Below are 25,999 nucleotides of genomic sequence, written 5' to 3' on the forward strand. Positions count from 1 at the left end.
GCCATGGCGGCCCGCACCTGTAGAGCGGAGCTCGCTCCGCTGGGGCCTTCCCCACGACCGAACGAAGGGCAGCGGAGTCCCCAAGAGGGGATTGCCACAAGCTCCGCTCTACAGGGGTTTGGGAGACCGTAGCCTCCACAGGAGGAGGCGACCCTCAGGCCGCCTGCACGATCGGGATGGCCTTCGGGTTGCGCCACTCGGCCAGCAGCTGCGCCTCTTGCGCCCGGGCCGCGTGCAGGTGGCGCTCCTTGATGTGGCCATAGCCGCGGATCTGCTCGGGCAGGCTGGCGATGCGCACGGCCAGCGGCAGGCGCTCGGCGTCGAGCGTGTCCAGCAGTCTGGCCACCGTGCAGCGGTAGTCCTCGATCAGCTGGCGCTCCGTGCGCCGCTCGGCGCTGCGGCCGAACACGTCGAACACGCCGCCGCGCAGGAACTTCAGCCTGGCCAGCACGCCGAACGCGCGCAGCATCCACGGCCCGTAGGCGCGCTTGACCAGCTCGCCCCTGGCGTTGCGCTTGGCCAGCAGCGGCGGGGCCAGGTGGAACTGCAGGGTGTAGTCGCCTTCGAACTGCTGTTCGAGCTGGCGCTGGAATTCCCCGCTGGTATAGAGCCGCGCGACCTCGTACTCGTCCTTGTAGGCCATCAGCTTGAACAGATAGCGCGCCACCGCCTCGGTCAGCGCCGTCGAGCCGGGCGCCCGGGCGCTCTCGGCCTCGCGCACCCGGGCGACGAAGTCGGTATAGCGCGCCGCGTAGGCGGCGTCCTGGTAGTCGATGAGGAAGGCGCTGCGGCGCGCGATGGCCTCGTCCAGCGTGCGCGACAGGCGTGCGTCGTCCAGCGGCAGCAGCACCACGCCGTCGGCCGTGGCCGCGGCCGTGTCGGGCAGGCCGCGCACGCTGCGCGCGTTGTCGGGATTGCGCGGCGCGCTGGTGGCGCCCCACTCGGTGCCCTCCCAGTCGCCCGGCGGCAGCACGCGCAGGTTGCGCGGCACGCGCTCCTCGCGGGTCTCGGTGTTGCGCACCAGGCCGGCGGCCTGCTGCACGGCGGGCAGATCGACCGCGGCCAGGCGCCCCCAGGCGAAGGCGGTCTTGTTCATCTCGATGGCCGCGCCGTTGAGCTCGATGGCGCGCATCAGCGCCTCGAACGCGATCGGCACCAGCCCCTGCTGCCAGGCATAGCCCAGCATGAACAGATTGGTGGCGATGGCATCGCCCAGCAGCGCGGTGGCCAGCTGGGTGGCATCGAGCAGCAGCGGGTCGCGGCCGCCCAGGGCGACGTTGACCCCGGCGATGATCTCGGCCGCGGGGAACTGCATGTCCGGATGCGTGGTGAAGGTGCCGGGCATGGCCTCGTAGGTGTTGAGCACCACCTGCGCGCGCTCGCCGCGCACCTTGGACAGCACCCAGTAGTCGTTGACCACCACCATGTCGCAGCCCAGCACCAGGTCGGCCTCGCCGGCGGCGATGCGCACGGCGTGCAGGGCCTGCGGCGCGCGCGCCAGGCGCACGTGGGTGGTGACCGCACCGCCCTTCTGCGCCAGCCCGGTCTGGTCGAGCACGCTGGCGCCCTTGCCTTCCAGGTGCCCGGCCATGCCCAGCAGCGCGCCGATGGTCACCACGCCGGTGCCGCCGACGCCGGTGATCAGGATGTTCCAGGGCTCGCCCAGGTCGGACTTGAACGCCGGCGCCGGCAGCGCCTCGAGCAGCGCGGAGGCGTCGCTGCGCTGGCCCTTGCGCGGCCGGCCGCCGTGCACGGTGACGAAGCTGGGGCAGAAGCCCGACACGCAGGAGTAGTCCTTGTTGCAGTTGGACTGGTCGATGGTGCGCTTGCGGCCGAACTCGGTCTCCTTGGGCAGCACCGACACGCAGAAGCTCTTCTGCCCGCAGTCGCCGCAGCCCTCGCACACCAGCGAGTTGATCATCACCCGCTTGGGCGGATCGACGAGCTTGCCGCGCTTGCGGCGGCGGCGCTTCTCGGTGGCGCAGGTCTGCTCATAGATCAGCACCGACACGCCGCGCACCTGGCGCAGGCGCTCCTGCACGCTGTCCAGCTCGGCGCGGTCGTGGAATTCGGTGTCCGGCGGGAACAGGTCGCGACGCCGCGACCACTTGGCGATCTCGTCGGACACCAGCACCAGGGTCTGCACGCCCTCGGCGCGCATCTGCGCGGCGATGTCCGGCACGCTCAGCGGGCCATCGACAGGCTGGCCGCCGGTCATGGCGACCGCGTCGTTGTAGAGGATCTTGTAGGTGATGTTGACGCCGGTGGCGATCGACTGGCGGATGGCCAGCGAGCCGCTGTGGAAATAGGTGCCGTCGCCCAGGTTCTGGAACACATGCTCGGTCGCGGTGAACGGCGCCTGCCCCGACCAGGTCACGCCTTCGCCGCCCATGTGGGTGAAGGTGTCGGTGCTGCGGTCCATCCAGGTGACCATGTAGTGGCAGCCGATGCCGCCCATCGCGCGCGCGCCCTCGGGCACGACGGTGGAGGTGTTGTGCGGGCAGCCGCTGCAGTAGTGCGGCACGCGCGGGAAGCTGGCGCGCGGCAGGGCCATCTCGGCTTCCTTGGCCTCCATCCAGCGCAGGCGCTGCTCGATCGATTCGGTTCTGGCGAAGCGCAGGATGCGCGCGCCGATCACGCCGGCGATGGTGGCCGGGGTCAGCTCGCCGGTGGAGGGCAGGATCCAGGCGCCGGCCTCGTCGTACTTGCCGACGATGCTGGGCCGCGCGCCGGCGCTGGCCGGCCAGTTGTAGAACAGCTCCTTCATCTGCCGCTCGATGAAGGCCTTCTTCTCCTCCACCACGACGATGTCCTCCAGCCCGCGCGCGAAGGCGGTGATGCCCACCGGCTCCAGCGGCCAGCTCATGCCGACCTTGTAGACGCGGATGCCGATGTCGCGGCAGGCCGCCTCGTCCAGGCCCAGGTACTCCAGCGCCTGCAGCACGTCCAGGTAGCTCTTGCCGGTGGTGACGATGCCCAGCCGCGCGCGCGGCGAATCCAGCACCACCCGGTCGACCTGGTTGGCGCGGGCGAAGGCCTGCGCGGCGGCCACCGCGTAGCGATGCAGGCGCATCTCCTGGTCCAGCGGCGGATCGGGCCAGCGGATGCTCAGGCCGCCGGCCGGCATGGTGAAGTCCTCCGGCAGCACGATCCGCCGCGCGAACGGATCCACGTCCACCGAGGCCGAGGACTCCACGGTCTCGGCGATGGTCTTGAAGCCGATCCAGCGCCCGGTGTAGCGGCTCATCGCCCAGCCGACCAGGCCCAGGTCGAGGATGTCCTGCACGCCGGCCGGGTTGAGCACCGGCATCATCGCGCTGACGAATTCCTCCTCGCTGCCGTGCGGCAGGGTCGAGCTGCGGCAGGCGTGGTCGTCGGCGGCCAGCGCCAGCACGCCGCCCAGCGGCGAGGTGCCCGCCGCGTTGGCGTGCTTGAACACATCGCCGCTGCGGTCCACACCCGGGCCCTTGCCGTACCACATGCCGTACACGCCCGCGACGGTGGCGCCCGGGAACAGCGTGGTCTGTTGCGTGCCCCACAGCATGGTGGCGGCCAGGTCCTCGTTGAGGCCGGGCTGGAACTTCACCTTGGCCGCGTCCAGGTGCCGGCGCGCGCGCCACAGCTCCAGGTCGAAGCCGCCCAGCGGGCTGCCGCGATAGCCGCTGACGAAGCCGGCGGTGTTCAGGCCGGCGGCATCGTCGCGCAGGCGCTGCATCAGCGGCAGCCGCACCAGCGCCTGCACGCCGGACAGGTAGATGCGCCCGTCGGTGCGCGTGTACTTGTGCTCCAGGGTGTAGTCGGTATCCAGCGTGGCCAGCGCCGGCGTGTCGGCGGACGAGGGCGAGGTGAGTTCTGCGGTGCTGGTCATGGGCTGGCCCGGTGGAAAGCGGCGTGGCGTGCACGGACCTGTAGGCCCTGGCGCGGCGGCAGTCTACAACCGCCTCGGTGCCGGCCTCATTTGGCGTTGCGGCAGGCGCGTTGCGACAATGCGCCCGATCCACGCTCTCGCGCCTGTCCGCGCAAGGAAACGCATGGCCTTCGATGCCTTCGCCCTGATCCTGGCCATGCTGGCCCTGGGGCTGCTGTTCGCGCGGCTGCGCCTGTTCCCGGAAGGGGCGGCGCATGTGCTCAATCTGGTGGTGCTCTACGTCTGCCTGCCGGCGGCGGTGCTGACCTTCGTGCCGCGCCTGCACCTGGATCCTTCGCTGCTGGGCCTGATGCTGACGCCGTGGATCCTGATGGGCGCGGTGTACGGGCTGGTCGCCATCGCCGGACGCGCCTTGAAGCTGGCGCGCAGCGAACAGGCCGCGCTGCTGATCTGCGTGGGCTTCTCCAATTCCAGCTTCATCGGCTATCCGATGGTGCGGGCGCTGCTGGGCGACCATGCGCTGCCCTATGCGGTGGTGTACGACCAGTTCGGCACCTTCCTGATGCTGTCCACGCTAGGCATCGTGATCCTGGCGCGCTACTCGGGCGAGACGCCGCCGGGGGCCAGGCAGCTCGTCCTGCGGGTGGTGAAGTTCCCGCCGCTGTGGGCGCTGGTGTTCGCCGTCACGCTGATGCCCGCCGCGCCGCCGGCCTGGATCGCCAGCGGCCTGCAGCGCCTGGCCGATGCGATGCTGCCGCTGGTGATGCTCTCGGTCGGCCTGTCGATCCAGCTGCGGCTGCCGCGCCATGAACTCAAGCCGCTGGCCGTGGGCCTGGCGCTGCGCCTGCTGGTGATGCCGGCGCTGGCCATTCCACTGTCCTACGCCTTCGGTCTGCGTGGCCAGCTGTTCCAGGTCAACGTGCTCGAGTCGGCCATGCCGACCATGATCACCGCCGCCGCGCTGGCCATCTCGCACAACCTGGCCCCGCGCCTGTGCGCGGCGTTGACCGGTTACTCCATCGTGCTGTCGCTGGCCACGCTGCCCCTGCTGGCCTGGCTGTTGCCGCACCTGGCGCCTTGAGACGTGTCATCCTCGAGGTCGGGTTTTCAGGGACGAACCGACATGCGCCGCTTTGCTTTCGCCGCCGTTCTGCTGCTGGCCTTTCAGGTGCTCCCGGTCCGTGCGCAGGCGCAGGCCGCGGTCGACCAGACCGCTTTCGAGCAGCGCTTCAAGGCCTGGCAGGCGCAGTACGACCAGGCCCTGCAGCTGCACCTGCGCGGCGTGGCTTCCAGCGGCCAGGCGCGCGATCTCTATGCCGCCGCCGTGCTGTGGCCACGCGACGAGGCCGACGCACGGCAAGGCACGGACAAGCCGCCTGCCGCCGGGATCGACGAGCCCGGTGTCTGGATGCAGGCCGCGCTCGACGCGCGGCCGCGCGATGCGCAGGTCGCACGCTTCGAGGCGATGGGATGCCCCGGGGCCAACGTGCAATGCGACGCGGCCGGCGCGCTGGCGTTCCTGCAGCGCGAGGAAGGCGACAACCTGTTCGTGCAGCTGCTCGCCTTCATCGAGGCCCAGCAGCGCGGCGATGCCAAGGCAGCGGCCAAGGCCTGGCGCGCGGCCACGCAGGCGACGCGCTACGACGCTATGGAGATCGAGTTTGGGGGTCTGTTGGCCGACGCGGTCTCCGGCCTGCCCGTGCCGCCGATGGATGCATCGCTGCGCCAGGCGCTCGCGGCGCAGAACGGTCTACCCGATAGCCCTCAGCTGGCGGACTGGCCCAGGTTCAACGTGCTGACCATGCTGGCGACGCGGCCGATCCCCAGTCTGGGCGTGGTCACCCGCTACTGCGATGAAACGCACACCCACGACGACCGCGAACGCTGGGACGACTGCAAATCGGTGTTCGCGCTGATGGCGCGGGATGGCAGCGACCTGATCAGCCGCATGCTCGGCATCGCCCTGATGACGCGCCTGACGGCGGACACCCCGCAGGAACTGCGCTGGCGCGAGGAGCGGCGACAGCTGCAATGGCTCCTGGCCGAAGCGTCCCGCCTCCGGTCATCGTCGACGGGCGAGGTCCCGATGGATACCTATCTCGACTGGGAGCTGCGCGACGGCGAGATCATCGCCTTGCAGCGCCTGCTGGAAGCCAACCACCGGCCACTCACCCCGCCCGCGGGCTGGACCTCGACCAGGGCGACAGCGGCGGGGGCGCAGTAGCGCCCCCCACGCCGCCGGCCTTCAGGCGGCCGCCATCTCCTGGGGCGGCGCCTCCGCCGGGACGACCGGCGTGCGCTGGGACATGCACTGGCGGATCGCCGCCGTGACGCGCTCGAACACCGAGGCCGGGATGGCCAGCATCACCAGTTCGGCGCCCAGTTGGGTGGCGGCGTCGCCGCGCTGTCCCTGATGCCAGGCGGTCAGGTCGAGCAGGGCGGCCATGTTCAGGCGCTGCTCGGCCCCGGAGGGATCGCGCAGCTCGGGCGCGGCGTGCTCGCACACCAGCGCGACCACCGTGTCGCGGAAATCGCCGTCGCGGGCGAACAGGTCGGCGAAGCAATGCAGGTCGACCACGCGCGCGAAGCGGGCCACGGCCGCGTCGGTGGCGCGTTCGACCACGGTGAACGCCTCCAGGCCCTGGCGATGCGCCGCGCGCTGGCGCACCCAGGCATAGCGCGAGCGGCCCAGCCGATAGCGCACCCAGCGCAGTGGCGCCAGCGCGTCCAGCGCGCGGTACAGCAGGCTCTTGCGCTGCCACGGCGCGCGCGGAACCAGGCTGAAGGGCGGGAAGCCGGACAGCAGCTTGCGCGCGACGGGGATGGGCAGGCGCACGGCGACTTCCTGCGCCAGCACCTGCACTTCGATGTGGCTGGCGCGCGCGGTGGCGGGCACTTGGCGCGCCAGATCGAGCACGGCGACGCGGCCGTCGGCCTGCTGATGCCGCGCGATCAGCTCGGCGGCCACCTGCGAGGGCGTGGCCTCCTCGCAGGTCTGGGGGTGGGGAAGGGAGTGTTCCATGGACTACGGGGCCGTTCCGTCGGGATCCGTGAGACCCCTGAGCCTACGGCAGCGCGGCCCTTGCGACAAGCGACAAGTATTTGAAATTACAGGGAAATGAGTGAGGATTGGTAGCGTCTTCCACGCGGTTCACCCCACCTGGGCCCAGCGGCGCGCCTGGCCGCCGGCGCGCACCCGCGCCTCAGTGTGCCGGCACGGTGCGGCCGCGGGCCCAGTCGCGCAGCCCCTGGACCTGCTCGGCCATCAGCACCGAGAGCGGGCGGGTGGTGCGGATCTCGCGCATCAGGCCGTCGGTGTCCAGGGCGCGGCCCTCGGCGTGTGCGGTGTACAGGCCCGAGACGATGGCCTGCTCGATCTCGGCGCCGGAGAAGCCGTCGCTGGCCGCGGCCAGCGCAGGCAGGGCGAAGTCCTCGGCCACCAGCCTGCGTCGGCCCAGATGCAGCCGCAGCAGCTCGACCCGCGTGTCGGCGTCGGGCAGGTCGACGAAGAAGATCTCGTCGAAGCGTCCCTTGCGCAGCAGCTCCGGCGGCAGTTCGTGGACCTGGTTGGCGGTGGCCACGACGAACACCGGCGCGCTGCGCTCGGCCATCCAGGTCAGCAGGCTGCCGAGCACGCGCCTGGACACGCCGCCATCCTCGCCGCTCCCGCTGCTGGCCAGGCCCTTCTCGATCTCGTCGATCCACAGCACGCACGGCGCCAGCTGCTCGGCCGCGGCCAGCGCCTTGCGCAGGTTCTTCTCGGTCTCGCCGTGGTACTTGTCGTACAGCGCGCCCATGTCCAGGCGCAGCAGCGGCACGCCGAACCCGGCCGCGGTGGCCTTGGCCAGCATCGACTTGCCGCAGCCCTGCACCCCCAGCAGCAGCATGCCGCGCGGCGGGTCCAGGCCCGGCGGCGGCGTGGTGGAGGCGAACACGCTGCGGCGCTGGGCGATCCAGCGCTTGAGCCGGTCGGCGCCGGCCACCTCGTCCAGCCGCGTGCCGTCGTATTCGTACTGCAGCTGGCCGCCGCGGCCGAGCAGCTCGAACTTCAGCCTGGCCAGCTGCGGCAGATCGCCGGGGCCGAGCACCCCGTCGTCGTAGATCAGGTGGCGCGCGATGCGCCGCGCGTCGACCAGGTCCAGCCCGGCCAGGTTGCGGATGATCTGCTGGGCCGCGGCGGTGTCCACCTCGACCCGGCGCCCGCCGTTCTCGGCCGGGTAGGCGGCCACTTCCTCGCGCAGCATCTTCAGCAGCGCCGCCGCATCGGGCAGGCGCGGGCTGAAGCGCACCGCCAGCGGCTCGAGCGTTTCCGGCAACTCGACCCGGGCGCCGACCAGCACCACCACGTGCGGCTGGCAATGGCGGCGCTGGACGATGTCGCGCAGCTGGCGCTGGTGACCGGCGTATTCCAGATACGGGGCGAAGTCGAGCAGCAGGTAGACGCCGCGCTGCTCGGCCGCCTTGATCGCCTGCAGGGCCGCACCGGCCTCGGGCGCGCCTTCGGCCGCATCCTCGCGGTCCATGTCCAGCCGGCGCAGGCCCTCGGTGGCCGACCAGCGATAGAGCGCGCGCCAGACCTGGGCCAGGGACTGGCGGAACAGGTCCACCACCCGCGCCTCGTCCTGGGTCTCGATGACGATCAGCGGCGTTCCGGCGCGGATCAGCGCGGTCAGGTCCTTCAGCTCGCTCATGGGCACTCCTTGCGGGGCGAGCGAACATAGCAGAGCCAACCCTCGCCACGGGCCGGAGGCCGGCTGGTGGCTTTCACGGCCGACGGTGTACGCTCCGGCTTCCCGGACGAGTGCGAAGGCGTGAGCGCATGAAGACCATCCTGGTCGCCAGTTCCAAGGGCGGTGCGGGCAAGACCACGGTGGCCACCAACCTGGCCGCGTATTACGCCCTGCAGGGCCAGCGCACGGTCCTGGTGGACGCCGATCCCCAGGAATCGGCCACGCGCTGGGCCCAGCGCCGCGCCGAGCTTCCCAGCGCCGTGCTGCCGCTCAGCGGCACCGGCAAGAAGTGGGCGTCCAGGCTGCCGGCCGACACCCAGACCGTGATCGCCGACGGCCGCGCCGGCGCCATGGCCGATGAGCTGGAAGCGCTGCTGGACGCCGCCGATGCGGTGGTGGTGCCGGTACTGCCCTCAGGGCTCGACATCGAGGCCACCGTCGGCTTCCTCAACTCGCTGTCCAAGGTCCCGCGCGTGCACAAGCGCAAGCTGCCGGTGGGCCTGGTCCTCAACCGCGCCAAGCCCTGGACCCACACCGCCCAGCAGGCGCTGGAGATGATGGGAGAGTGGCCCTATCCGGTGGTCGCCACCCTGCGCGATACCCAGGCCTATGTGGTCATGGCCGGGCTGGGACGCAGCCTGTTCGATTACCACTCCCTGCAGGTGCGCGATCACCAGCAGGACTGGCAGCCGCTGCTCGCCTGGCTGGATGCGGTCTGATCACGCAGCCCCCGATAAGGTCGTCCCATGCGTGAACTCATCCTCCTGCGCCATGCCCACGCCGAGCCCGCCCTGCCCGGCCAGTCCGATTTCGACCGCCCGCTGGCCCCGCACGGCCAGGCCGAGGCCGAGGCGGCCGGCCGCTGGATCAAGGACCAGCGCCTGATCCCCGACCGCGTACTGTGCTCGCCCGCGCGCCGCACCCGCGAGACGCTCGAAGCGGTGCTGGCCACAACCGGCTACGTCGAACAGCGCCTGGAACAGGCCATCTACGAGGCCACCGCCGGCACCCTGATCGGCCTGGCCGATGCGCACCGCGATGTCGACCGCCTGCTGCTGCTGGGCCACAACCCCGGGCTGGAACAGCTGGCGGCGCTGCTGCACAGCGGCAGCACCAGCGACTATCGCGGCATGCCCACCGGCTCGGTGGTCGTGTTGACCTTCGCCGAGGACGGCCCGATCGAACCGGGCGCGGCGAGCCTGTCGGCGTTCTGGTGGCCGTGAAGGCGAAGGCCTGGATCCGGTTCTGTCTCGGCGCCGGGCTGACCCTCTGCACCGCCGCCGCCGCGCAGTCGCGCACCATGCCGCTGGACAAGCAGCACACGCGACTGGGATTCGCGCTGTCCACGCGCTGGGGGCAGACGCTGGAAGGCAACTTCCCGCGCTACGACGGGGTGGTGCACGTGCTGCCCGACGGCCGACACCAGGTGACCCTGCACATGTACACCGCCGACGTGCAGATCGGCGACCATACGCGCTATGCGCAGTGGGCGCGCGGCAGCGCGTTCTTCGATGCGGAGAAATGGCCGGAAGTGGTGTTCGTGTCCTACCCCTATGACAGTGCGGTGCTCAAAGGCGGCGGCCAGCTCGAGGGTGAGCTGGTGATCCGCGGCATCCGCCGCCCGGAGACCCTCACGGTCACGCCCGAGCCTTGTGCGCGCCCTGGCGTGGACTGCGATGTGGTGCTGTCCGGCGAGGTGCGCCGCAGCGACTACGACATGGACGGCTTCCGGCTGGCGCTCAGCGACAAGGTGCAATTCCTGCTGCGCGCGCGCGTGCAGGCACCGGAGCGGGAGCCCAAACCTTGAGGAAGCTGTTGGGGGCCTTCGCCCTGCTGCTGTCCCTGCTGGGCAGCGGCTGCGCCAGCCTGTCCCAGGCCGATCATGCACGCGCGGTGCAGATCGCCCAGGCCGCCCGTTCGCAGGTGATCGATTGCCAGGCCGCCAACGCCTGCGCCGAGCCCTCCGCGCTGCGCGATCTGGCCGACAAGGCGCGCGCCGATTCCACGCCCAAGGTGCCGCGCCACTACGCGCTGCTGCTGGACCGCGGCGAGGACTCGCTGCTGGCGCGGCTCAACCTGATCCGCTCCGCGCGCCACAGCATCGACGTGCAGACCTACATCTTCGACACCGACGACAGCGCGCGGCTGGTGCTGGACGAGCTGCTGGCTGCGGCGCGCCGCGGCGTGCAGGTGAGGGTGCTGATCGACCAGCTCACCGCCATCCCCAACCTGGACATGCTGGCGGCGCTGTCCGGCGCGCACCGCAACTTCGCCCTGCGCCTGTACAACCCGACCTTCAACCAGGCCGTGCCGGGCTACCTGGACTATGCGGCCAGCGTGGTGTGCTGCTTCCGGCGCTTCAACCAGCGCATGCATACCAAGCTGCTGCTGGTGGACGATGCGGTCGGCATCACTGGCGGGCGCAACTACCAGGACGACTATTACGACTGGGATTCGGAATACAACTTCCGCGACCGCGACGTGCTGATCGCAGGCCCGGAAGGCGCGGACATGGGGCGCAGCTTCGACCAGTTCTGGGAGGCGCCGCGCAGCATCCCGGCCGAGCGGCTCAGCGATGTCGGCCGCACGCTGCTCGAGAAAGGCGTGCCGCCGATGCCGCCGGAGGCGTTCAAGCGCCCGGACCGCGTCGCCGACATGGGCGCCGACGCCAGCGACCCGGAGGTGATCCAGCAGCGCCTGGTCGACCGCGCGCTGGAAGTAGGCACGGTCAGCTACGTGGCCGACACCCCGCGCAAGCATCGCGCCGATGATCCCGAGACCGCCGCGCCCTCGGACTGGGAGCTGGGCACGCTGCTGACCCGCGCGCAGGACGAGATCCTGATGCAGACGCCGTACCTGATCATGTCCAAGCAGGCTAAGCGCTTCTTCAAGGGCCTGCGCACGCGGCCGGTGCCGCCGGCGGTGGTGGTGTCCACCAACAGCCTGGCCGCCACCGACAATCCGATCGTGTATTCGGTGTCGGCCAAGTACAAGCGCATGTACCTGCGCGAGCTCGGCTTCCAGCTCTACGAATACAAGCCGTTCCCGGCCGACGCGCCGGTGGACGTGGCCACGCTGCTGCCGGTGCCGCCGGTGGCGCTGCCCGGGCAGGAACCGGCACCGATGCCCGAGCAGGACGTGCCGCGCAGCACCGCCATCCGCACCTCGATGCCCGGCAGCCGGCCCTTCGGCATGGTGGACCGCGACGAGCAGCAGGACCGCGCCACGCGCCGCGCGCGCGAACGCAACCGCGTGGACCGGCGCCTGCAGCGCGCCGAGGGCCGGCCCTCGTTCCTGAGCAAGGGCCCGCACAGCGATCCGCTGCCGCTCAAGCGCGCCGGCGTGCGCATGGGCCTGCATGCCAAGTCGATGGTGATCGACGACGACATCGCGGTCATCGGCACGCACAACTTCGACCCGCGCTCGCTCGACTACAACACCGAGGCGGTGGTGGTGATCCCCAACCGCGCCTTCGCCCAGCAGCTGGAGCAGAGCATCCGCCGCGACATCGAGCCGGAGAACTCCTGGGTGATCGCGCCCCGGCCCAAGCCGGGCGTGTTCTCGGGCATCAACTACAGCCTGGACAAGGTGTCCTCGGCGCTGCCGGTGTTCGACATCTGGCCCTGGCGCTATGCCACCAGCTACGAATTCGTGCCCAGCGAACAGTGCCCGGGCCCGCTGCCGGTCAAGGATCCGATGTTCCACGCCTGCTACAAGTCGGTGGGCGACTTCCCCGAGGTGAGCATCGGGCCCAAGCGGCTGTACGCGCGCATCCTGATCGCCTTCGGCGCCGGCCTGGTGCCGATCCTCTGACGCTTCACGTTTTAGAAGGACACTGCCATGACTTTCCGCGTCCCCGTCGATATCGACGCGCTAAATGCCATGTCGGCCGGCAACCTGGTCGGCCACCTGGGCATCGTCATCACCGAGGCCGGCCCGGACTGGCTGCGCGGCACCATGCCTGTGGCCGCGCACACTCACCAGCCGTTCGGCCTGCTGCACGGCGGCGCCTCGGTGGTGCTGGCCGAGACGCTGGGCAGCCTGGCCGGCGGCCTGAGCGTGCTCGATCCCGAGCGGCACGCCGTGGTGGGCCTGGAGATCAACGCCAACCACATCCGCGGCGAGCGCGCCGGCACCGTCACCGGCACCGCGCGCGCGATCCACATCGGCCGCAGCACCCAGGTCTGGGACATCCGCATCGAGAACGAGCGCGGCAAGCCGGTGTGCGTCTCGCGCCTGACCCTGGCGGTGGTGCCCAAGCCGGCGGCCTGATCCGCCGCGCGGGCCGCGCGCCGGCCCGGCGCAACGCTGCTTCCGGCCGGCTGTTGTAGCCGGCCCCGGACCCATCCGGTATCTTGCCCGGATGAGTCCGTCCCCCTCTCTGGCGCCTGCTGCCCCCGGTGCCGGCCGCGCCTTCCGCTATCTGCTCCGCACGCCGCTGCTGCTGATCCACGTGCTGGTCATGCTGCCGCTGCTGCTGCTGACCATGGTGCCGCTGTGGGCGGGCCTGCCGCTGCGCGGGCGCACGGTCAAGCAGTTCTCGGTCGAGCACTGGTCGGCCGCGCTGATGCGCATCTTCGGCTTCCGCCTGCGTCGCAGCGGCACGCCGCTGCAGGGGGCGGTGATGTTCGTCTCCAACCACGTCAGCTGGGTGGACATCGAGATGGTGCACAGCCAGCGCATGGTCGGCTTCGTGGCCAAGCAGGAGATCCGCGGCTGGCCCGTGGTGGGCTGGCTGGCGCAGCGCGGGGAGACGATCTTCCACCAGCGCGGCAGTACCGAGTCGCTGGGCGGGGTGATGGAGGCGATGCTGGAGCGGCTGAAGGAAGGCCGCCCGGTGGCGGTGTTCCCGGAAGGGCGCACCCGCGACGGCAGCGAGGTCGGCCCGTTCCACGCGCGCATCTTCCAGCCGGCGGTCGAGGCGGCCGTGCCGGTGCAGCCGGTGGCCCTACGCTACGGCGTGCGCGGCGATGCGCAGCAGGTGGTGGCCTTCGGCCCGCATGAGAGCTTCTTCGCGAACTTTCTACGCCTGTTGGGCGAACCTTCGCGCGTGGCCGAGATCTGCTTCCTCGAACCCATCTTCCCCGACCAGGTCCAGGGTCGTCGGCAGATCGCCGACACCGCCCGGGCGCGCATCGTCGCGGCGATGGAGGCCTGAGCATGCTGGGCTTCGGCGCACGCGCGGGCCTGATGGGCGCTTCATTGGCGCCGGCGCAGTCCGACGTGGGCCAGGCGCCTGTCAGCGCCAGCAGCTACGCGCCGCCGCGCTGGCTGCGCAACGCGCATCTGCAGTCGATCCTGAGTTCGAGCGACCTGCGCCGCCGGCGCGGTCTGCGCCGGCTGCAGGCGATGGGCGCGGTCAGCACCGAGCACATCTTCGACGGCGGCGCCGGCGTGCGCCTGCAGGGCTGGCACAGCATCGTGCCTGGCATGGAGGTGCGCGGCCTGGCGCTGCTGCTGCACGGCTGGGAGGGCAGTTCGGAATCCAGCTACATGCGCATGACCGCCGCCAGCCTGCTGGAGGCCGGCTACGAGGTGGTGCGGCTGAATTTCCGCGACCACGGCCAGACCCACCACCTCAACGAGGACATCTTCCACTCCTGCCTGCTGCCCGAGGTGCTGCACGCGGCCTGCGATGTGGCGCAGCGGTTCCCGTCGCGGCCGATGGTCGCGGCCGGTTACTCACTCGGCGGCAACTTCGCGCTGCGGGTGGCGCTGCGCGCGCCGGCGTTCGGGCTGCCGCTCAAGGCCGTGGCCGCGGTGTGCCCGGTGCTGGACCCGCAGTCCACGCTGACCGGGATGGAGCAGGGCCTGCCGCTGTACCACTGGTACTTCCAGCGCAAGTGGCGCCATTCGCTGGAGATCAAGCGCCAGCTGTTCCCCGAACGCCATGTCTACGACGACACGGTGCTGTCGTTGAGCGTGCGCGAGCTGACCCGCTGGATGGTCGAGCACGAGACCGACTTCGGCACGCTGGAGAACTATCTGGACGGCTATTCCATCGCCGGCAACCGGCTGGCGGAGATGACCGTGCCGGCGCACATCCTGATGGCTCAGGACGATCCGGTGATTCCTTTCGCCGACTTCGCCCGCTGGCAGCTGCCGGCCAGCGTGGCGCTGGAAGTGGCGCGCTGGGGCGGCCACTGCGGCTTCATCGAGAACGCGCACTGCGACGGGTTCGGCGAGCGCTGGGTGACCGATCGGCTCACCCGCGACTAGCGTCCGCGCCGCGCCCGGCGCGCCGTCTTCCCAGCTTCCCTTCGATACGGAGACTTGCCATGCGCATCCATAGCGACAGTTTCGCCAACGGCGCCCCGATCCCGGCCGAGTTCGCCGGCGGCGACGCCCAGGGCTTCGCGCCCGATCGCAATCCGCACCTGGCCTGGGAGCAGGCGCCGGCCGGCACGCGCAGTTTCGCGCTGCTCGTGGTCGATCCGGACGTGCCGACGGTGCCGGAGACCACCAACCGCGATGACATGGAGGTGCCGGCCGACCAGCCGCGGCAGGACTTCTATCACTGGGTGATGGTCGACATCCCGGCCCAGGTGCAGGCGCTGGCGGCGGGCAGCTGTGCCGATGGTTTCGTCGCCGGCGGCAAGCGCACGCCTGAGGGTCCGTCCGGCGCGCGCCAGGGGCTGAACGACTACACCGGCTATTTCGAGGGCAATGCGCAGCTGGCCGGGCAGTACTTCGGCTACGACGGGCCTTATCCGCCGTACAACGATGCGCGCCTGCATCACTACCATTTCCGGTTGTACGCGCTGGACCTGGAGCGCGTGCCGGTGGAGGGCGCGTTCACCGGGCAGGACTTGCTGAAGGCGATCGAAGGCCATGTGCTGGGGCAGGCGGAGTGGGTCGGCACCTACACGCTCAACCCCAAGCTGGCGGGCTGAGCTGTCTGCGTCTGTTGCGAGGAATGTTCTTCTCTCGAGTGACGGGTCGCGGCGCCTGGCGTTCTTGGCTTCGGCAGGGCAGCGGTCCGGCGGGCGGTGTCCGCTTGTCCCTCAATCAGGGCATCCTGCCCTGATTCGGGCGCTCGGCGTCCTGCCTCGCTAGGCGCGGCCCCCGCCCGCCGGACCGCTGCCTCGCGCGTCAGGTTGTAGGGCTTCGGTTTGCGCAGCCGCTCGAGACACTCGCCTATGCGCACAACGCGATCAGTGACGGGAAATGATCGACTTGAGGCCCCCTCCCTTGCGCGCAGCGCAGGGGAGGGATAGGGAGGGGTCGTGGCTTTCCCGGGCAAGCCACAGAAGCGAAGAGCAACAGCACCCCACCCCGGCCCTCCCCTTCGCCTGCGGCGAAAGGGAGGGGGCACAGCGCTTGCGCAATGCCTTCGTTGGAAGAAGTCCTGATCTGCACGCTCGCGGAGCCTCGACCCGGCCGGGCGCGCGGAGAGCGGGCCATGGATGGCCCGCGGCGGCGAGTCCGCCAGGGATGGCGGACCGAGCCGAGGAGCCGTGCCCGGCCGGGTCGAGGCTGGTCGGCGAAGTGAGCTCAAGCCTCAGCGCTCGTGTCATCGACAGATCTGGGTAGGTCGGACCGAGCCCAGGGCCGTGCCCCGCTGGGTTGAGGCTGGTCGGCGAAGTGAGCTCAAGGCTCAGCGCGCATGTCATCGACAGATCTGGGTGATGCGCTCCGGCAAGAAAAAAGCCCGCGCATCGCGCGGGCTTTTCGTTTCATCGGTTGCCGCGGCTCAGGCGCCGCTGGGCAGAAACAGCAGCAGGGCCACGCCCAGCACGATGCGATACACCGCAAAGCCGGTGTAGCGGTGCGACTTGATGAAGCCCAGCAGCCAGCGCACCACGATGAAGCCGGTCACGGCCGCGGCCAGGAAGGCCACCGCCACCGCGGTCCAGTCGACCTGGCCCAGCTGTCCGTCCTTGGCAAGCTCCAGGAAGGTGTAGCCGCTGGCGGCAAACATGGTCGGGATGCCGACCAGGAAGGCGAATTCGGTCGCCGACGAGCGCCGGCTGGTGCCGGCCAGCATCGCGATGAAGATCGCCGCGGCCGAGCGCGAGGTGCCGGGGAACACGCCGGCCACCACCTGCGCCAGGCCGACCAGCACCGCCACCGTCCAGGTCACGTCGGGGCTGTCGCCGCGGCGCTCGGCCAGGCGTTCGGCCACGATCATCCAGATGCCGCCGATGATCAGCGCCCAGGCCACCGGGGTCACCGTCTCGGGCAGCGCCCAGCCCAGCTTGCGCACCGCCAGGCCCACCACCGCGGTGACCAGGAAGGCGGTTCCGAGCTTGAACAGGTAGTCGCGCTGGACCGGATCGCGCCAGCCCAGCGCCAGGCTCACCAGCCGCTGCCGGAACACCAGCACCACCGCGATGATCGCGCCGGCCTGGATGACGATGTTGAAGAAATCGGTCTGCCGCGGCAGCCAGTGCTGGGCGATCAGCAGGTGCCCGGTGCTGGAGATGGGCAGAAATTCGGTGAGGCCTTCGAGGATGCCGAGCAGCAGCGCGGCCAGGAGTTCGGACATGGGACAGGGCGCAACGTGGGGGAGGCCGAAGCATAAGGCGAATCGCATTTGCACGCTTTAGGTGCTAGTTTCAATCGATGCACCTTCAAAGTGCATCCGGTTGGTGCGCGGCGTGAAGAGGATGTAGAGAAAACAGGGACTTAGCGCGCCCTCCGGGTTGGCACGCGGCTTGCGATAAGGCCGTCACACATTCCACCTCACCACCGATTCGAGGAGCAAAGATGTCCGTCGACAAAGTCGAAAAGCTGATCAAGGACTCCAAGGCGGAGTTCGTCGACCTGCGTTTCGTTGACCTGCGCGGCGTGCAGCAGCACGTGACTTTCCCGGCGAGCATCGTCGAGCCCAGCCTGTTCGAGGAAGGCAAGATGTTCGACGGCAGCTCCATCGCCGGCTGGAAGGGCATCAACGAATCGGACATGGTCCTCATGCCCGACGCTGACACGGCCTATCTGGATCCGTTCTACGCCGATCCGACCATCAACCTGACCTGCGACGTGCTGGACCCGGCGACGATGACCTCGTACCTGCGCTGCCCGCGCGGCGTGGCCAAGCGCGCCGAGGCCTATCTGCAGTCCTCGGGCATCGCCGATGTGGCCTTCTTCGGCCCGGAGCCGGAGTTCTTCATCTTCGACTCGGTGCGCTTCGCCAACGAGATGGGCAACACCTTCTTCAAGATCGACTCCGAAGAGGCGGCCTGGAACAGCGCGGCCAAGTACGAAGGCGGCAACAGCGGCTACCGTCCGGGCGTGAAGGGCGGTTACTTCCCCGTCCCGCCGACCGACTCGCTGCACGACATCCGCGCCGAGATGGTCAAGACCCTGGAGCAGGTCGGCATCGAGACCGAGGTGCACCACCACGAGGTGGCCACCGCCGGCCAGTGCGAGATCGGCACCAAGTTCAACACGCTGGTGAAGAAGGCCGACGAGCTGCTGATGATGAAGTACATCATCAAGAACGTGGCCTTCCGCAACGGCAAGACCGCCACCTTCATGCCCAAGCCGATCGTCGGCGACAACGGCAGCGGCATGCACGTGCACCAGTCGCTGGCCAAGGGCGGCACCAACCTGTTCTCCGGCGACGGCTACGGCGGCCTGTCGCAGATGGCGCTGTGGTACATCGGCGGCATCTTCAAGCACGCCAAGGCGATCAACGCCTTCGCCAACTCGGGCACCAACAGCTACAAGCGCCTGGTGCCGGGCTTCGAGGCGCCGGTGATGCTGGCCTACTCGGCGCGCAACCGCTCGGCCTCGTGCCGCATCCCGTGGGTCAACAGCCCGAAGGCGCGCCGCATCGAGATCCGCTTCCCCGATCCGCTGCAGTCCGGCTACCTGACCTTCACCGCGCTGATGATGGCCGGCCTGGACGGCATCAAGAACCAGATCGACCCGGGCGCGGCCTCGGACAAGGATCTCTACGATCTGCCGCCTGAAGAAGAGAAGCTGATCCCGCAGGTCTGTTCCTCGCTGGACCAGGCCCTGGCCGCGCTGGACGCCGACCGCGACTTCCTCAAGGCCGGCGATGTGTTCTCCGACGACCTGATCGACGGCTACATCGACCTGAAGATGCAGGAAGTCACCAAGTTCCGCGCGGCGACCCATCCGCTCGAGTACCAGCTGTACTACGCCAACTGAGCAAACGCGGCGATGGCGGTGGGTCCCCCCTCCCACCCACTGCCATCGCTGCACCTCACCTGAGCGCTTCCGGTGCACGGCCGACGGAAGCCGCAATGCCACGCTGGGGCGGCCGTGAACCATGCAGTGCTGGGGACGCGTCATCGAAGACGCCCATGGGCCGCACGCCCTCCCTCCCACGTCGTACGCACGGGTCCTTGCTCCCGCGCGCTCGACGCGGCCCTTGGGCGCTTCATCGTGGCGCCGGCGCGATGCCGGCGACCACCTTCGATTCGGCTTATCGCGCCGCTCTTTTGTCCGGCCCCGCGCCGGACGCTCCAACCATCATCGGGGAATGTGCATGAAACTGATCACCGCCATCATCCGCCCCTTCAAGCTGGACGAAGTCCGCGAGGCGCTGTCGCAGACAGGCGTCTCGGGCATCACCGTCACGGAAGTGAAGGGTTTCGGCCGCCAGAAGGGCCACACCGAGCTGTATCGCGGCGCCGAGTACGTCGTCGATTTCCTGCCGAAGATCAAGATCGAAACCGTCGTCACCGAAGAGCGTCTGGATGCGGTCATCGAGGCCATCCAGCAGGCCGCCGGCACCGGCAAGATCGGTGACGGCAAGATCTTCGTGACCACGATCGACCAGGTCATCCGCATCCGCACCGGCGAAGTCGGCGCCGACGCGCTCTAACCCTTCCGGAGAGACCCCCCATGAAGACTCGTCTGCTCTCCGCCCTGACCACCCGCCTGCAGGTGCTGTGCGCGGCCGCCGCGCTGGGCCTGCTGGCCGCCGGTACCGTATCCACCGTCGCCGCGCAGGAAGCCACCGCGCCTGCCGCCACGGAAGCCCCGGCCACCACCGCCCCGGCGGACACCGCGCCGGAACCGGTCGCGGCGCCGTCCGCCGCCGCGAGCACGGCCACACCCGCAGCCGAGATCGTCGACAAGGGCGACGTGGCCTGGATGCTGACCTCCACGCTGCTGGTGCTGATGATGGTGGTGCCCGGCCTGGCGCTGTTCTACGGCGGCATGGTGCGCGCCAAGAACGTGCTCTCGGTGCTGATCCAGGTCATCACCGTGTTCTCGCTGATCGCTATCCTGTGGGTCGCCTACGGCTACAGCCTGGCCTTCTCGGGCGACGGCAAGTGGATCGGCAATCTGGACAAGCTCTTCCTCAAGGGCGTGACCACCGAGACGCTGGCGGCCACCTTCACCAAGGGCGTCAGCCTGCCCGAGCAGGTGTTCGTCTGCTTCCAGCTGACCTTCGCCGGCATCACCGGCGCGCTGATCGTCGGCGCCTTCGCCGAACGCGTGAAGTTCGCCGCGGTGCTGCTGTTCGCGCTGATCTGGTTCACGGCCGGCTACCTGCCGATCGCGCACATGGTCTGGGCGACCGGCGGCTTCCTGTTCGAGCGCGGCGCGTTGGACTTCGCCGGCGGCACGGTCGTGCACATCAACGCCGGTGTCGCCGGTCTGGTGGGCTCGTACTTCGTCGGCAAGCGCATCGGCTTCGGCCAGGTCGCGCTGCGGCCGCACAACGTCACCTACACCTTCGTCGGTGCGGCGCTGCTGTGGGTGGGCTGGTTCGGCTTCAACGCCGGTTCCAACCTGGAAGCCAACGCCGGCGCGGCGCTGGCCTTCCTCAACACGATGCTGGCGACCGCCGCGGCGATCCTGGCCTGGGCGCTGGCCGAGAAGCTGTTCAAGGGCAAGTCCTCCGCCCTGGGCGTGGCCTCCGGCGCGGTGGCCGGCCTGGTCGGCATCACCCCGGCCTGCGGCACGGTGGGTCCGTTCGGCGCGATCGCCATCGGCGCCATCGCCGCGTTCGTCTGCGTGTGGGGCGTCACCGGCCTGAAGAAGCTGCTCAAGGCCGACGACACGCTGGACGTGTTCGGCGTGCACGGCATCGGCGGCATCGTCGGCGCCATCCTGACCGGCGTGTTCTCGGCCGCGTCGCTGGGTGGGGTGAAGGGCGATGGTTACTCCATCCCGCACCAGGTGCTGATCCAGATCGAGGGCGTGGCGATCACCGTGGCCTGGATCGGCGTGGTGTCCGTGGTGGGCTTCGCGATTGCCAAGCTGGTGTTCGGCCTGCGCGTGAGCGAGGACGCCGAACGCGAGGGCCTGGACATCACCTCGCATGGCGAGGCGGCCTACGAGGCCTGACCGCGCCCGGCGGCGGCATTGCACTAAGATGGTGCAATGCTGCCGCCGGACTCCACGGACCCGCTTCCCGAACCCCCGGAACGCGCTGTGAGCGAGATTCCCACCCCGGACGCGCTGAGCACGCCGGTGGCCTGGGCCGATTCCGCCGGCACGGTCCTGGGCGTCAATGCCGCCTTCGCGCGCTGGCTGGGTGTCAGCCAGCGCCGCCTGGTCGGACGCCCCCTGGCCGCATTGGAAATGGATGGCGATGCCATGGCCCGTTTTCTCCGCAATACCGACCGCGACCTGCTGCGCCTGCACCGCGTCGCCCTGGGCTTCCCCGGCGGGGCCGCGCGCTTCGCCGAGGGCTGGCTCTCGCGTGCCGACACCGGCGGCTGGCTGCTGGAAGCCCATCCGGTCGACGACTTCCCCGCGCTGGACCCGGCCCAGGCCATGCCCAGCGCGCTGGCCGCCGCCCTGCGCGGCCTGGCCCACGAACTGCGCAACCCGCTGGCCGGCCTGAAGGGCGCCGCGCAGCTGCTCTCGCGCCGCGCGCAGAACCGCGCGGACAACGAGGACGAACGCGCCCTGATCGGCCTGATCGAGTCCGAGGCCGAGCGGCTCAATGCCCTGCTGGACCGGCTGCTGTCGCCGACCTCGCAGCGCCCGCACGCCGCGCTCAACATCCACGCCGTGCTCGAGCGCGTGCTGCGCCTGGCCGAGGCCGAGGGCGCCTGGCACGGCCGCCTGCAGCGCGATTACGACCCCAGCCTGCCGGAGCTGCACGGCGACGCCGACCGCCTGACCCAGGCGGTGTGGAATCTGGTGGGCAACGCCATGCAGGCCGGGGCCGCGCTGATCACCCTGCGCACCCGCGTCGAGCACGGGCTGCGCATCCACGATCAGCTGCATGCGCGCGCGCTGCGGCTGGAGATCATCGACGACGGCCGCGGCGTGCCCGAGGAGCTGGCCGAGCACCTGTTCCTGCCGCTGGTCAGCGGCCGCGCCGAAGGCAGCGGCCTGGGCCTGGCGCTGGCCCAGCAGGTGGCGCGCGAGCATCGCGGCTCGCTGGGCTTCCGCTCGCGCCCGGGGCACACCGTCTTCACCCTGTTGCTGCCGCAATCGCGCGATGCCGCCGAGGAGGGACGCCATGCCCACTGAGGAAAGCCAGCGCATCTGGGTCGTCGACGACGACCGCTCGGTCCGCTTCGTGCTGGCCACCGCGCTGCGCGACGCGGGCTACGACGTGGACGGCTTCGACAGCGCCGCCTCGGCGCTGCAGGCACTGGGCACGCGCGGCGTGCCGGACCTGCTGTTCACCGACGTGCGCATGCCCGGCGAGGACGGCCTCAAGCTGCTGGACCGGCTCAAGCACGCGCATCCGAGCCTGCCGGTGATCGTGATGTCGGCCTATACCGATGTGGCCAGCACCGCCGGCGCGTTCCGCGGCGGTGCGCAGGAGTTCCTGTCCAAGCCCTTCGACCTGGACGATGCGGTGGCCCTGGCCGCGCGCGCGCTGCCCAGCCTGGAGCCAAGCGAGGCCGCCGTCGCCGAACCGGTGGCGGAGACGCGCAACGGTACGCCGGAGCTGATCGGCGACACGCCGGCCATGCGCGGGCTGTTCCGCGCGATCGGCCGCCTGGCGCAGGCGCCGCTGTCGGTGCTGGTCACCGGCGAGACCGGCACCGGCAAGGAGCTGGTCGCGCGCGCCCTGCACAACGAGTCCCCGCGCGCGCGCAAGCCGTTCGTGGCGCTCAACACCGCGGCCATTCCGGCCGAGCTGCTGGAAAGCGAGCTGTTCGGCCATGAGGCCGGCGCGTTCACCGGCGCGCAGCGGCGCCACATCGGCCGCTTCGAGCAGGCCGACGGCGGCACGCTGTTCCTGGACGAGATCGGCGACATGCCGCTGCCGCTGCAGACGCGGCTGCTGCGCGTGCTGGCCGAGGGCGAGTTCTTCCGCGTCGGCGGGCGCGAGCTGATCCGCGTGGACGTGCGCGTGATCGCCGCCACCCACCAAGACCTGGAAGGCCTGGTGCAGGCCGGCCGCTTCCGCGCCGACCTGCTGCATCGCCTCGACGTGGTGCGCCTGCAGCTGCCGCCGCTGCGCGAGCGCCGCGGCGACGTGTCGCGCCTGGCCGAGAACTTCCTGGCCCAGGCCTGCGCCAAGCTCGGCATGCCGGCCAAGCGCGTGGCCCCATCCGCGCGCGAGGCGCTGCGCGCTCACGACTGGCCCGGCAATGTGCGCGAGCTGGAGAACGTGTGCTGGCGCCTGGCCGCGCTGGCGCCGTCGGATACCATCACCGTGGGCGATGTCGAACAGGCCCTGCCACATGGCGCCAGGTCGTCCACGCGCGATGCCGCCGACTGGGACGCGCTGCTCGGCCAGTGGGCGCGCGCGCGCCTGGCCGAAGGTGCCGATGGCCTGCACGCCGAGGCGCGCACGCGCTTGGACCGCGCCCTGCTGGAAGCGGCGCTGCAGTTCACCAACGGGCGTCGTGCCGATGCCGCCGCAAGGCTGGGCGTGGGCCGCAACACGATCACACGCAAGCTGGGTTCCGGGCGCCGTCGCAGCTGATTGCGTGCGGGCAGGGACGGCGATGCGATGACGCGATGGTCACCGCGCCGCCGCGCGCTTTGTACCCAACTTCATTGCAACTGAACGCCGCCGCCGATAGCGTGGCGGCCCGATGCCTCACCACCGCTTCCATCGCCTGCTGCTGCCGGCCCTCGCCTCGGGCGCGGCGCTGGCGCTGTCGGCCTGCAGCAGCGCACCGGCGCCCAAGCCCGCGCCTCCGGTCGTCGTGCCCGCCCAGGCGACGGTCCACGAGGCGCAGGCGATCATGCGCTCGGCCTCGGCCAGCCTGGTCAGCGGCAAGCTGACGCTGAGCCCGGTGGCCGGCGGCGTGCGCATCGCCGGCACCATCGGCGGCCTGCCGCCGTCGGGGCGTTTCGGCTTCCATGTGCACGAGGTCGGCGACTGCAGCGCGGTCGATGCCAGCAGCGCCGGCGGACACTTCAATCCCACCCACCAGCCGCACGGCAACGCCAAGATCGGCGCCCACCACGCCGGCGACATGGACAACCTCACCTCCGATCTGGAAGGCGTGGCCCGGGTCGATACGCGCCTGGGCGAGGTCACCCTGGGCGGCGGCGCGCCCAACGACATTCTCGGCCGCGCGCTGGTGGTGCATGCAGACCCCGACGACTACGCCACCCAGCCGGCGGGCAAGTCCGGTGCGCGGGTGGCCTGTGGCGTGATCCAGGCGATCCGTTGACCGCGTGCCTCATGGCGCGCATTCCCTAGAAGCAACACGAGGAGCGTTCCGATGAAGCGACTGACCCAAACCCTGCTGTGTGCCGCCACCGTGCTGGCCCTGGCCGCGTGCAACAAGTCCGAACCCGAGGCCGCGCCCGCGCCGGTGAGCGATCCCGCGGCCAGCTCGGCCCCGGCCGAGAACACGCCGCCGTCGAGCTCGCCGGCCACCACCGCCATGGCCTCGGCCAAGGCCACGCTCAAGCCGACCAAGGGCAACAAGGTCGCCGGCGAGCTGAACTTCATGGCGATGGAAGGCGGCGTGCACGTCACCGGCACGCTGACCGGCCTGACCCCGGGCGAACACGGCTTCCACATCCACGAGAAGGGCGACTGCAGCGCGCCGGACGGCAGCAGCGCCGGCGGCCACTTCAATCCCGACGGCGTGGATCACGGCCAGGTCACCGCGCCGACCCACCACGCCGGCGACAGCAACAACATCACCGCCGACGCGCAAGGCAACGTGACCATCGACCAGATGCTCTCGGCCAATACCGACATCGGCAAGGGCGACAAGTACGACATCGTCGGCAAGGGCGTAATCGTCCACGAGAAGCCGGACGACTACAAAACCCAGCCGACCGGCGATGCCGGTGGCCGCCTGGCCTGCGGCGTGATCGAGGCCGCGCCGGCGGCGATGTAAGCCGCGCCATCGCGGGCGGCGCGATGCGTGCGCCCGCGAGGTCCGCAGGGAGAAAGAAGGCGCCCACTGGGCGCCTTCTCTTTTGCGCGGGCAGGAAAGCCGCCTTCAGCTGCGCAGGTGCGCGCAGAGGTCGCCCTCGCCCGGGCAGTGCACGTAGGTGACGGGGATGCCGTGCGCCTCGAGCACCGCGGCCAGCTGGCGCTTGCGCATCAGATAGTGCTCGTAGGCGCGGGCCAGGCGCTCGGGCTCGTCGGTGCCCGGCGTGTTGCGCGACTTCCAGGTGGCCGCGTCCAGCAGCGCCATCTGAACCTGGCCATCGGCATAGCGCAGCAGCGGTTCGGGCGGCGCGTCCAGCCACTGCTCCTCGTCCGGCGCCAGCAGCGCGGTCTCGATTACCGGCCACAGGCCTTCCAGGTGCTGGTGCTGGTACTGCAGCGCCATCATCGCGGCCAGGTCGTGCAGGGTCATGAAGCGCACATGCTCGACCTTGGCGCCCAGCCCGTCCTGCAACTGCAGCGCGGTGTCGGCGCCGGCCATGCCGCGCTCGATCAGCACCTCTTCCAATGCCTCGCCGACCGCATCGACATCCTCCGGCGTGCCGCTGAGCAGGAACGGCAGCACCCGCAGCGCGCCACCGGTCAGGTCCGGGTCGGCCTGGAACGGCATCGGCACCTGGCCATCGCTGGCCGCGCCGAAGGCGATCACGCGCGGGCCCTGATCGCGTCCCGGCGCGCGCTGGCGCAGCTCGTCCAGGCGGCGATGCAGCGGCCAGCCGGGGCGCAGCGCCTCGGCGGGGTCGAAGTGCGCGGCGGCCAGGGTCAGCTCCAGCGCGGTCACCTGCGGCACCAGGCCGGCCAGGTCGCGGGCGATCTTCTCGGCCAGCGCGCCGGCCTCGGCCTGGGGCAGGGCGGGCTGCCGCGGCGGGGCGCCGCCGGCCAGCTCAAGGGCGATCAGGCCCATCACCTGCGCGGTTTCGTTGGGGTGGGTCATGGAAGGAACAGCAAGGCCAATGCAATCTGTGGGCATTCTAGCCACCTGCCGGGTGACCGCCGCGACACGATGAACGCGCACGTGCTGTTCACGGCGCAGCAGAGAAGGTCGTTGACGCGCAATGACAGGCGTCGAACGACGCCGCTACACTTCCACCATACGCCTGCGCATGTGCGGGTCTCCCTTGAACATGGCCGTCCACC

General features: G+C 70.4%; 22 protein-coding genes. 17 read left to right on the forward strand and 5 right to left on the reverse strand.

Annotated elements, in window-relative coordinates:
- Positions 1-154: 154 nt before the first annotated feature.
- Positions 155-3,868, reverse strand: coding sequence for an indolepyruvate ferredoxin oxidoreductase family protein (locus tag WFQ05_RS07645; RefSeq protein ID WP_337053336.1), 3,714 nt, complete (start codon positions 3,866-3,868; stop codon positions 155-157).
- Positions 3,869-4,031: 163 nt separating this feature from the next.
- Between WFQ05_RS07645 and WFQ05_RS07650 the strand changes: the two genes are divergently transcribed.
- Complete coding sequence (locus tag WFQ05_RS07650) at positions 4,032-4,949, forward strand: AEC family transporter (protein WP_130520796.1); 918 nt, start codon at positions 4,032-4,034, stop codon at positions 4,947-4,949.
- A gap of 42 nt (positions 4,950-4,991) precedes the next feature.
- The gene (locus WFQ05_RS07655) at positions 4,992-6,092 is read left to right on the forward strand and encodes a hypothetical protein (protein WP_337053337.1); all 1,101 of its coding nucleotides are present in this window, start codon (positions 4,992-4,994) and stop codon (positions 6,090-6,092) included.
- Between the two features lie 21 nt (positions 6,093-6,113).
- Here the strand turns inward: WFQ05_RS07655 and WFQ05_RS07660 are convergent, their stop codons facing one another.
- Positions 6,114-6,890: a hypothetical protein gene (locus tag WFQ05_RS07660; RefSeq protein WP_337053339.1), complete on the reverse strand. Its 777-nt coding sequence runs from the start codon at positions 6,888-6,890 to the stop codon at positions 6,114-6,116.
- Positions 6,891-7,071: 181 nt separating this feature from the next.
- Positions 7,072-8,559, reverse strand: coding sequence for an AAA family ATPase (locus tag WFQ05_RS07665; protein WP_337053340.1), 1,488 nt, complete (start codon positions 8,557-8,559; stop codon positions 7,072-7,074).
- A 128-nt stretch (positions 8,560-8,687) separates the two neighbouring features.
- Here WFQ05_RS07665 and WFQ05_RS07670 point away from each other — a divergent pair, with 128 nt between their 5' ends.
- The 8 genes from WFQ05_RS07670 (at position 8,688) to WFQ05_RS07705 (ending at position 15,491) form a co-directional block, all read left to right on the forward strand.
- The gene (locus WFQ05_RS07670; protein WP_130520805.1) at positions 8,688-9,317 is read left to right on the forward strand and encodes a ParA family protein; all 630 of its coding nucleotides are present in this window, start codon (positions 8,688-8,690) and stop codon (positions 9,315-9,317) included.
- Positions 9,318-9,344: 27 nt separating this feature from the next.
- On the forward strand, positions 9,345-9,821 hold the full coding sequence (locus WFQ05_RS07675; RefSeq protein WP_130520807.1) for a histidine phosphatase family protein: 477 nt from the start codon (positions 9,345-9,347) through the stop codon (positions 9,819-9,821).
- Positions 9,812-10,405, forward strand: coding sequence for a YceI family protein (locus WFQ05_RS07680; protein ID WP_228257928.1), 594 nt, complete (start codon positions 9,812-9,814; stop codon positions 10,403-10,405). Before WFQ05_RS07675 ends, WFQ05_RS07680 begins: the two co-directional genes overlap by 10 nt.
- The gene (locus tag WFQ05_RS07685; RefSeq protein WP_306994917.1) at positions 10,402-12,411 is read left to right on the forward strand and encodes a phospholipase D family protein; all 2,010 of its coding nucleotides are present in this window, start codon (positions 10,402-10,404) and stop codon (positions 12,409-12,411) included. The genes WFQ05_RS07680 and WFQ05_RS07685 overlap by 4 nt, the downstream gene beginning before the upstream one ends.
- Before the next feature lie 27 nt (positions 12,412-12,438).
- Complete coding sequence (locus WFQ05_RS07690) at positions 12,439-12,870, forward strand: hotdog fold thioesterase (RefSeq protein WP_130520809.1); 432 nt, start codon at positions 12,439-12,441, stop codon at positions 12,868-12,870.
- 91 nt (positions 12,871-12,961) lie between these two features.
- Positions 12,962-13,756: a lysophospholipid acyltransferase family protein gene (locus tag WFQ05_RS07695; protein ID WP_130520811.1), complete on the forward strand. Its 795-nt coding sequence runs from the start codon at positions 12,962-12,964 to the stop codon at positions 13,754-13,756.
- Between the two features lie 32 nt (positions 13,757-13,788).
- Positions 13,789-14,817 carry an alpha/beta fold hydrolase gene (locus WFQ05_RS07700; RefSeq protein WP_130520892.1) on the forward strand — a complete coding sequence of 343 codons (1,029 nt, stop codon included), beginning with the start codon at positions 13,789-13,791 and terminating at the stop codon, positions 14,815-14,817.
- A gap of 59 nt (positions 14,818-14,876) precedes the next feature.
- Positions 14,877-15,491 carry a YbhB/YbcL family Raf kinase inhibitor-like protein gene (locus tag WFQ05_RS07705; protein ID WP_337053341.1) on the forward strand — a complete coding sequence of 205 codons (615 nt, stop codon included), beginning with the start codon at positions 14,877-14,879 and terminating at the stop codon, positions 15,489-15,491.
- Between the two features lie 800 nt (positions 15,492-16,291).
- On the opposite strand, the gene WFQ05_RS07710 is transcribed toward WFQ05_RS07705, so the two are convergent.
- Positions 16,292-17,086: an undecaprenyl-diphosphate phosphatase gene (locus WFQ05_RS07710; protein ID WP_337053342.1), complete on the reverse strand. Its 795-nt coding sequence runs from the start codon at positions 17,084-17,086 to the stop codon at positions 16,292-16,294.
- Positions 17,087-17,307: 221 nt separating this feature from the next.
- Here WFQ05_RS07710 and glnA point away from each other — a divergent pair, with 221 nt between their 5' ends.
- The 7 genes from glnA to WFQ05_RS07745 all read left to right on the forward strand — a co-directional run bounded on the left by glnA (position 17,308) and on the right by WFQ05_RS07745 (position 24,806).
- Positions 17,308-18,717, forward strand: coding sequence for a type I glutamate--ammonia ligase (glnA, locus tag WFQ05_RS07715; RefSeq protein WP_130520817.1), 1,410 nt, complete (start codon positions 17,308-17,310; stop codon positions 18,715-18,717).
- Positions 18,718-19,057: 340 nt separating this feature from the next.
- Positions 19,058-19,396 carry a P-II family nitrogen regulator gene (locus WFQ05_RS07720; protein WP_130520819.1) on the forward strand — a complete coding sequence of 113 codons (339 nt, stop codon included), beginning with the start codon at positions 19,058-19,060 and terminating at the stop codon, positions 19,394-19,396.
- A 272-nt stretch (positions 19,397-19,668) separates the two neighbouring features.
- On the forward strand, positions 19,669-20,871 hold the full coding sequence (locus WFQ05_RS07725) for an ammonium transporter (protein WP_130524756.1): 1,203 nt from the start codon (positions 19,669-19,671) through the stop codon (positions 20,869-20,871).
- A gap of 36 nt (positions 20,872-20,907) precedes the next feature.
- A complete protein-coding gene (locus WFQ05_RS07730) occupies positions 20,908-22,011 on the forward strand; it encodes an ATP-binding protein (RefSeq protein ID WP_130535363.1) in 1,104 nt (367 codons plus the stop codon).
- Positions 22,001-23,425 carry a nitrogen regulation protein NR(I) gene (gene ntrC, locus WFQ05_RS07735; protein WP_130520823.1) on the forward strand — a complete coding sequence of 475 codons (1,425 nt, stop codon included), beginning with the start codon at positions 22,001-22,003 and terminating at the stop codon, positions 23,423-23,425. Before WFQ05_RS07730 ends, ntrC begins: the two co-directional genes overlap by 11 nt.
- Positions 23,426-23,537: 112 nt before the next feature.
- Positions 23,538-24,125, forward strand: coding sequence for a superoxide dismutase family protein (locus WFQ05_RS07740; RefSeq protein WP_130535364.1), 588 nt, complete (start codon positions 23,538-23,540; stop codon positions 24,123-24,125).
- 51 nt (positions 24,126-24,176) lie between these two features.
- Entirely contained in the window at positions 24,177-24,806 is a 630-nt protein-coding gene (locus WFQ05_RS07745) for a superoxide dismutase family protein (RefSeq protein WP_337053345.1), read from the forward strand.
- 105 nt (positions 24,807-24,911) lie between these two features.
- Here WFQ05_RS07745 and WFQ05_RS07750 read toward each other — a convergent pair whose 3' ends face one another.
- Positions 24,912-25,796 carry a hypothetical protein gene (locus WFQ05_RS07750; RefSeq protein WP_130520829.1) on the reverse strand — a complete coding sequence of 295 codons (885 nt, stop codon included), beginning with the start codon at positions 25,794-25,796 and terminating at the stop codon, positions 24,912-24,914.
- Positions 25,797-25,999 lie beyond the last annotated feature (203 nt).

Source organism: Pseudoxanthomonas sp. USHLN014, assembly GCF_037153335.1.
Taxonomy (GTDB): domain Bacteria; phylum Pseudomonadota; class Gammaproteobacteria; order Xanthomonadales; family Xanthomonadaceae; genus Pseudoxanthomonas_A; species Pseudoxanthomonas_A winnipegensis.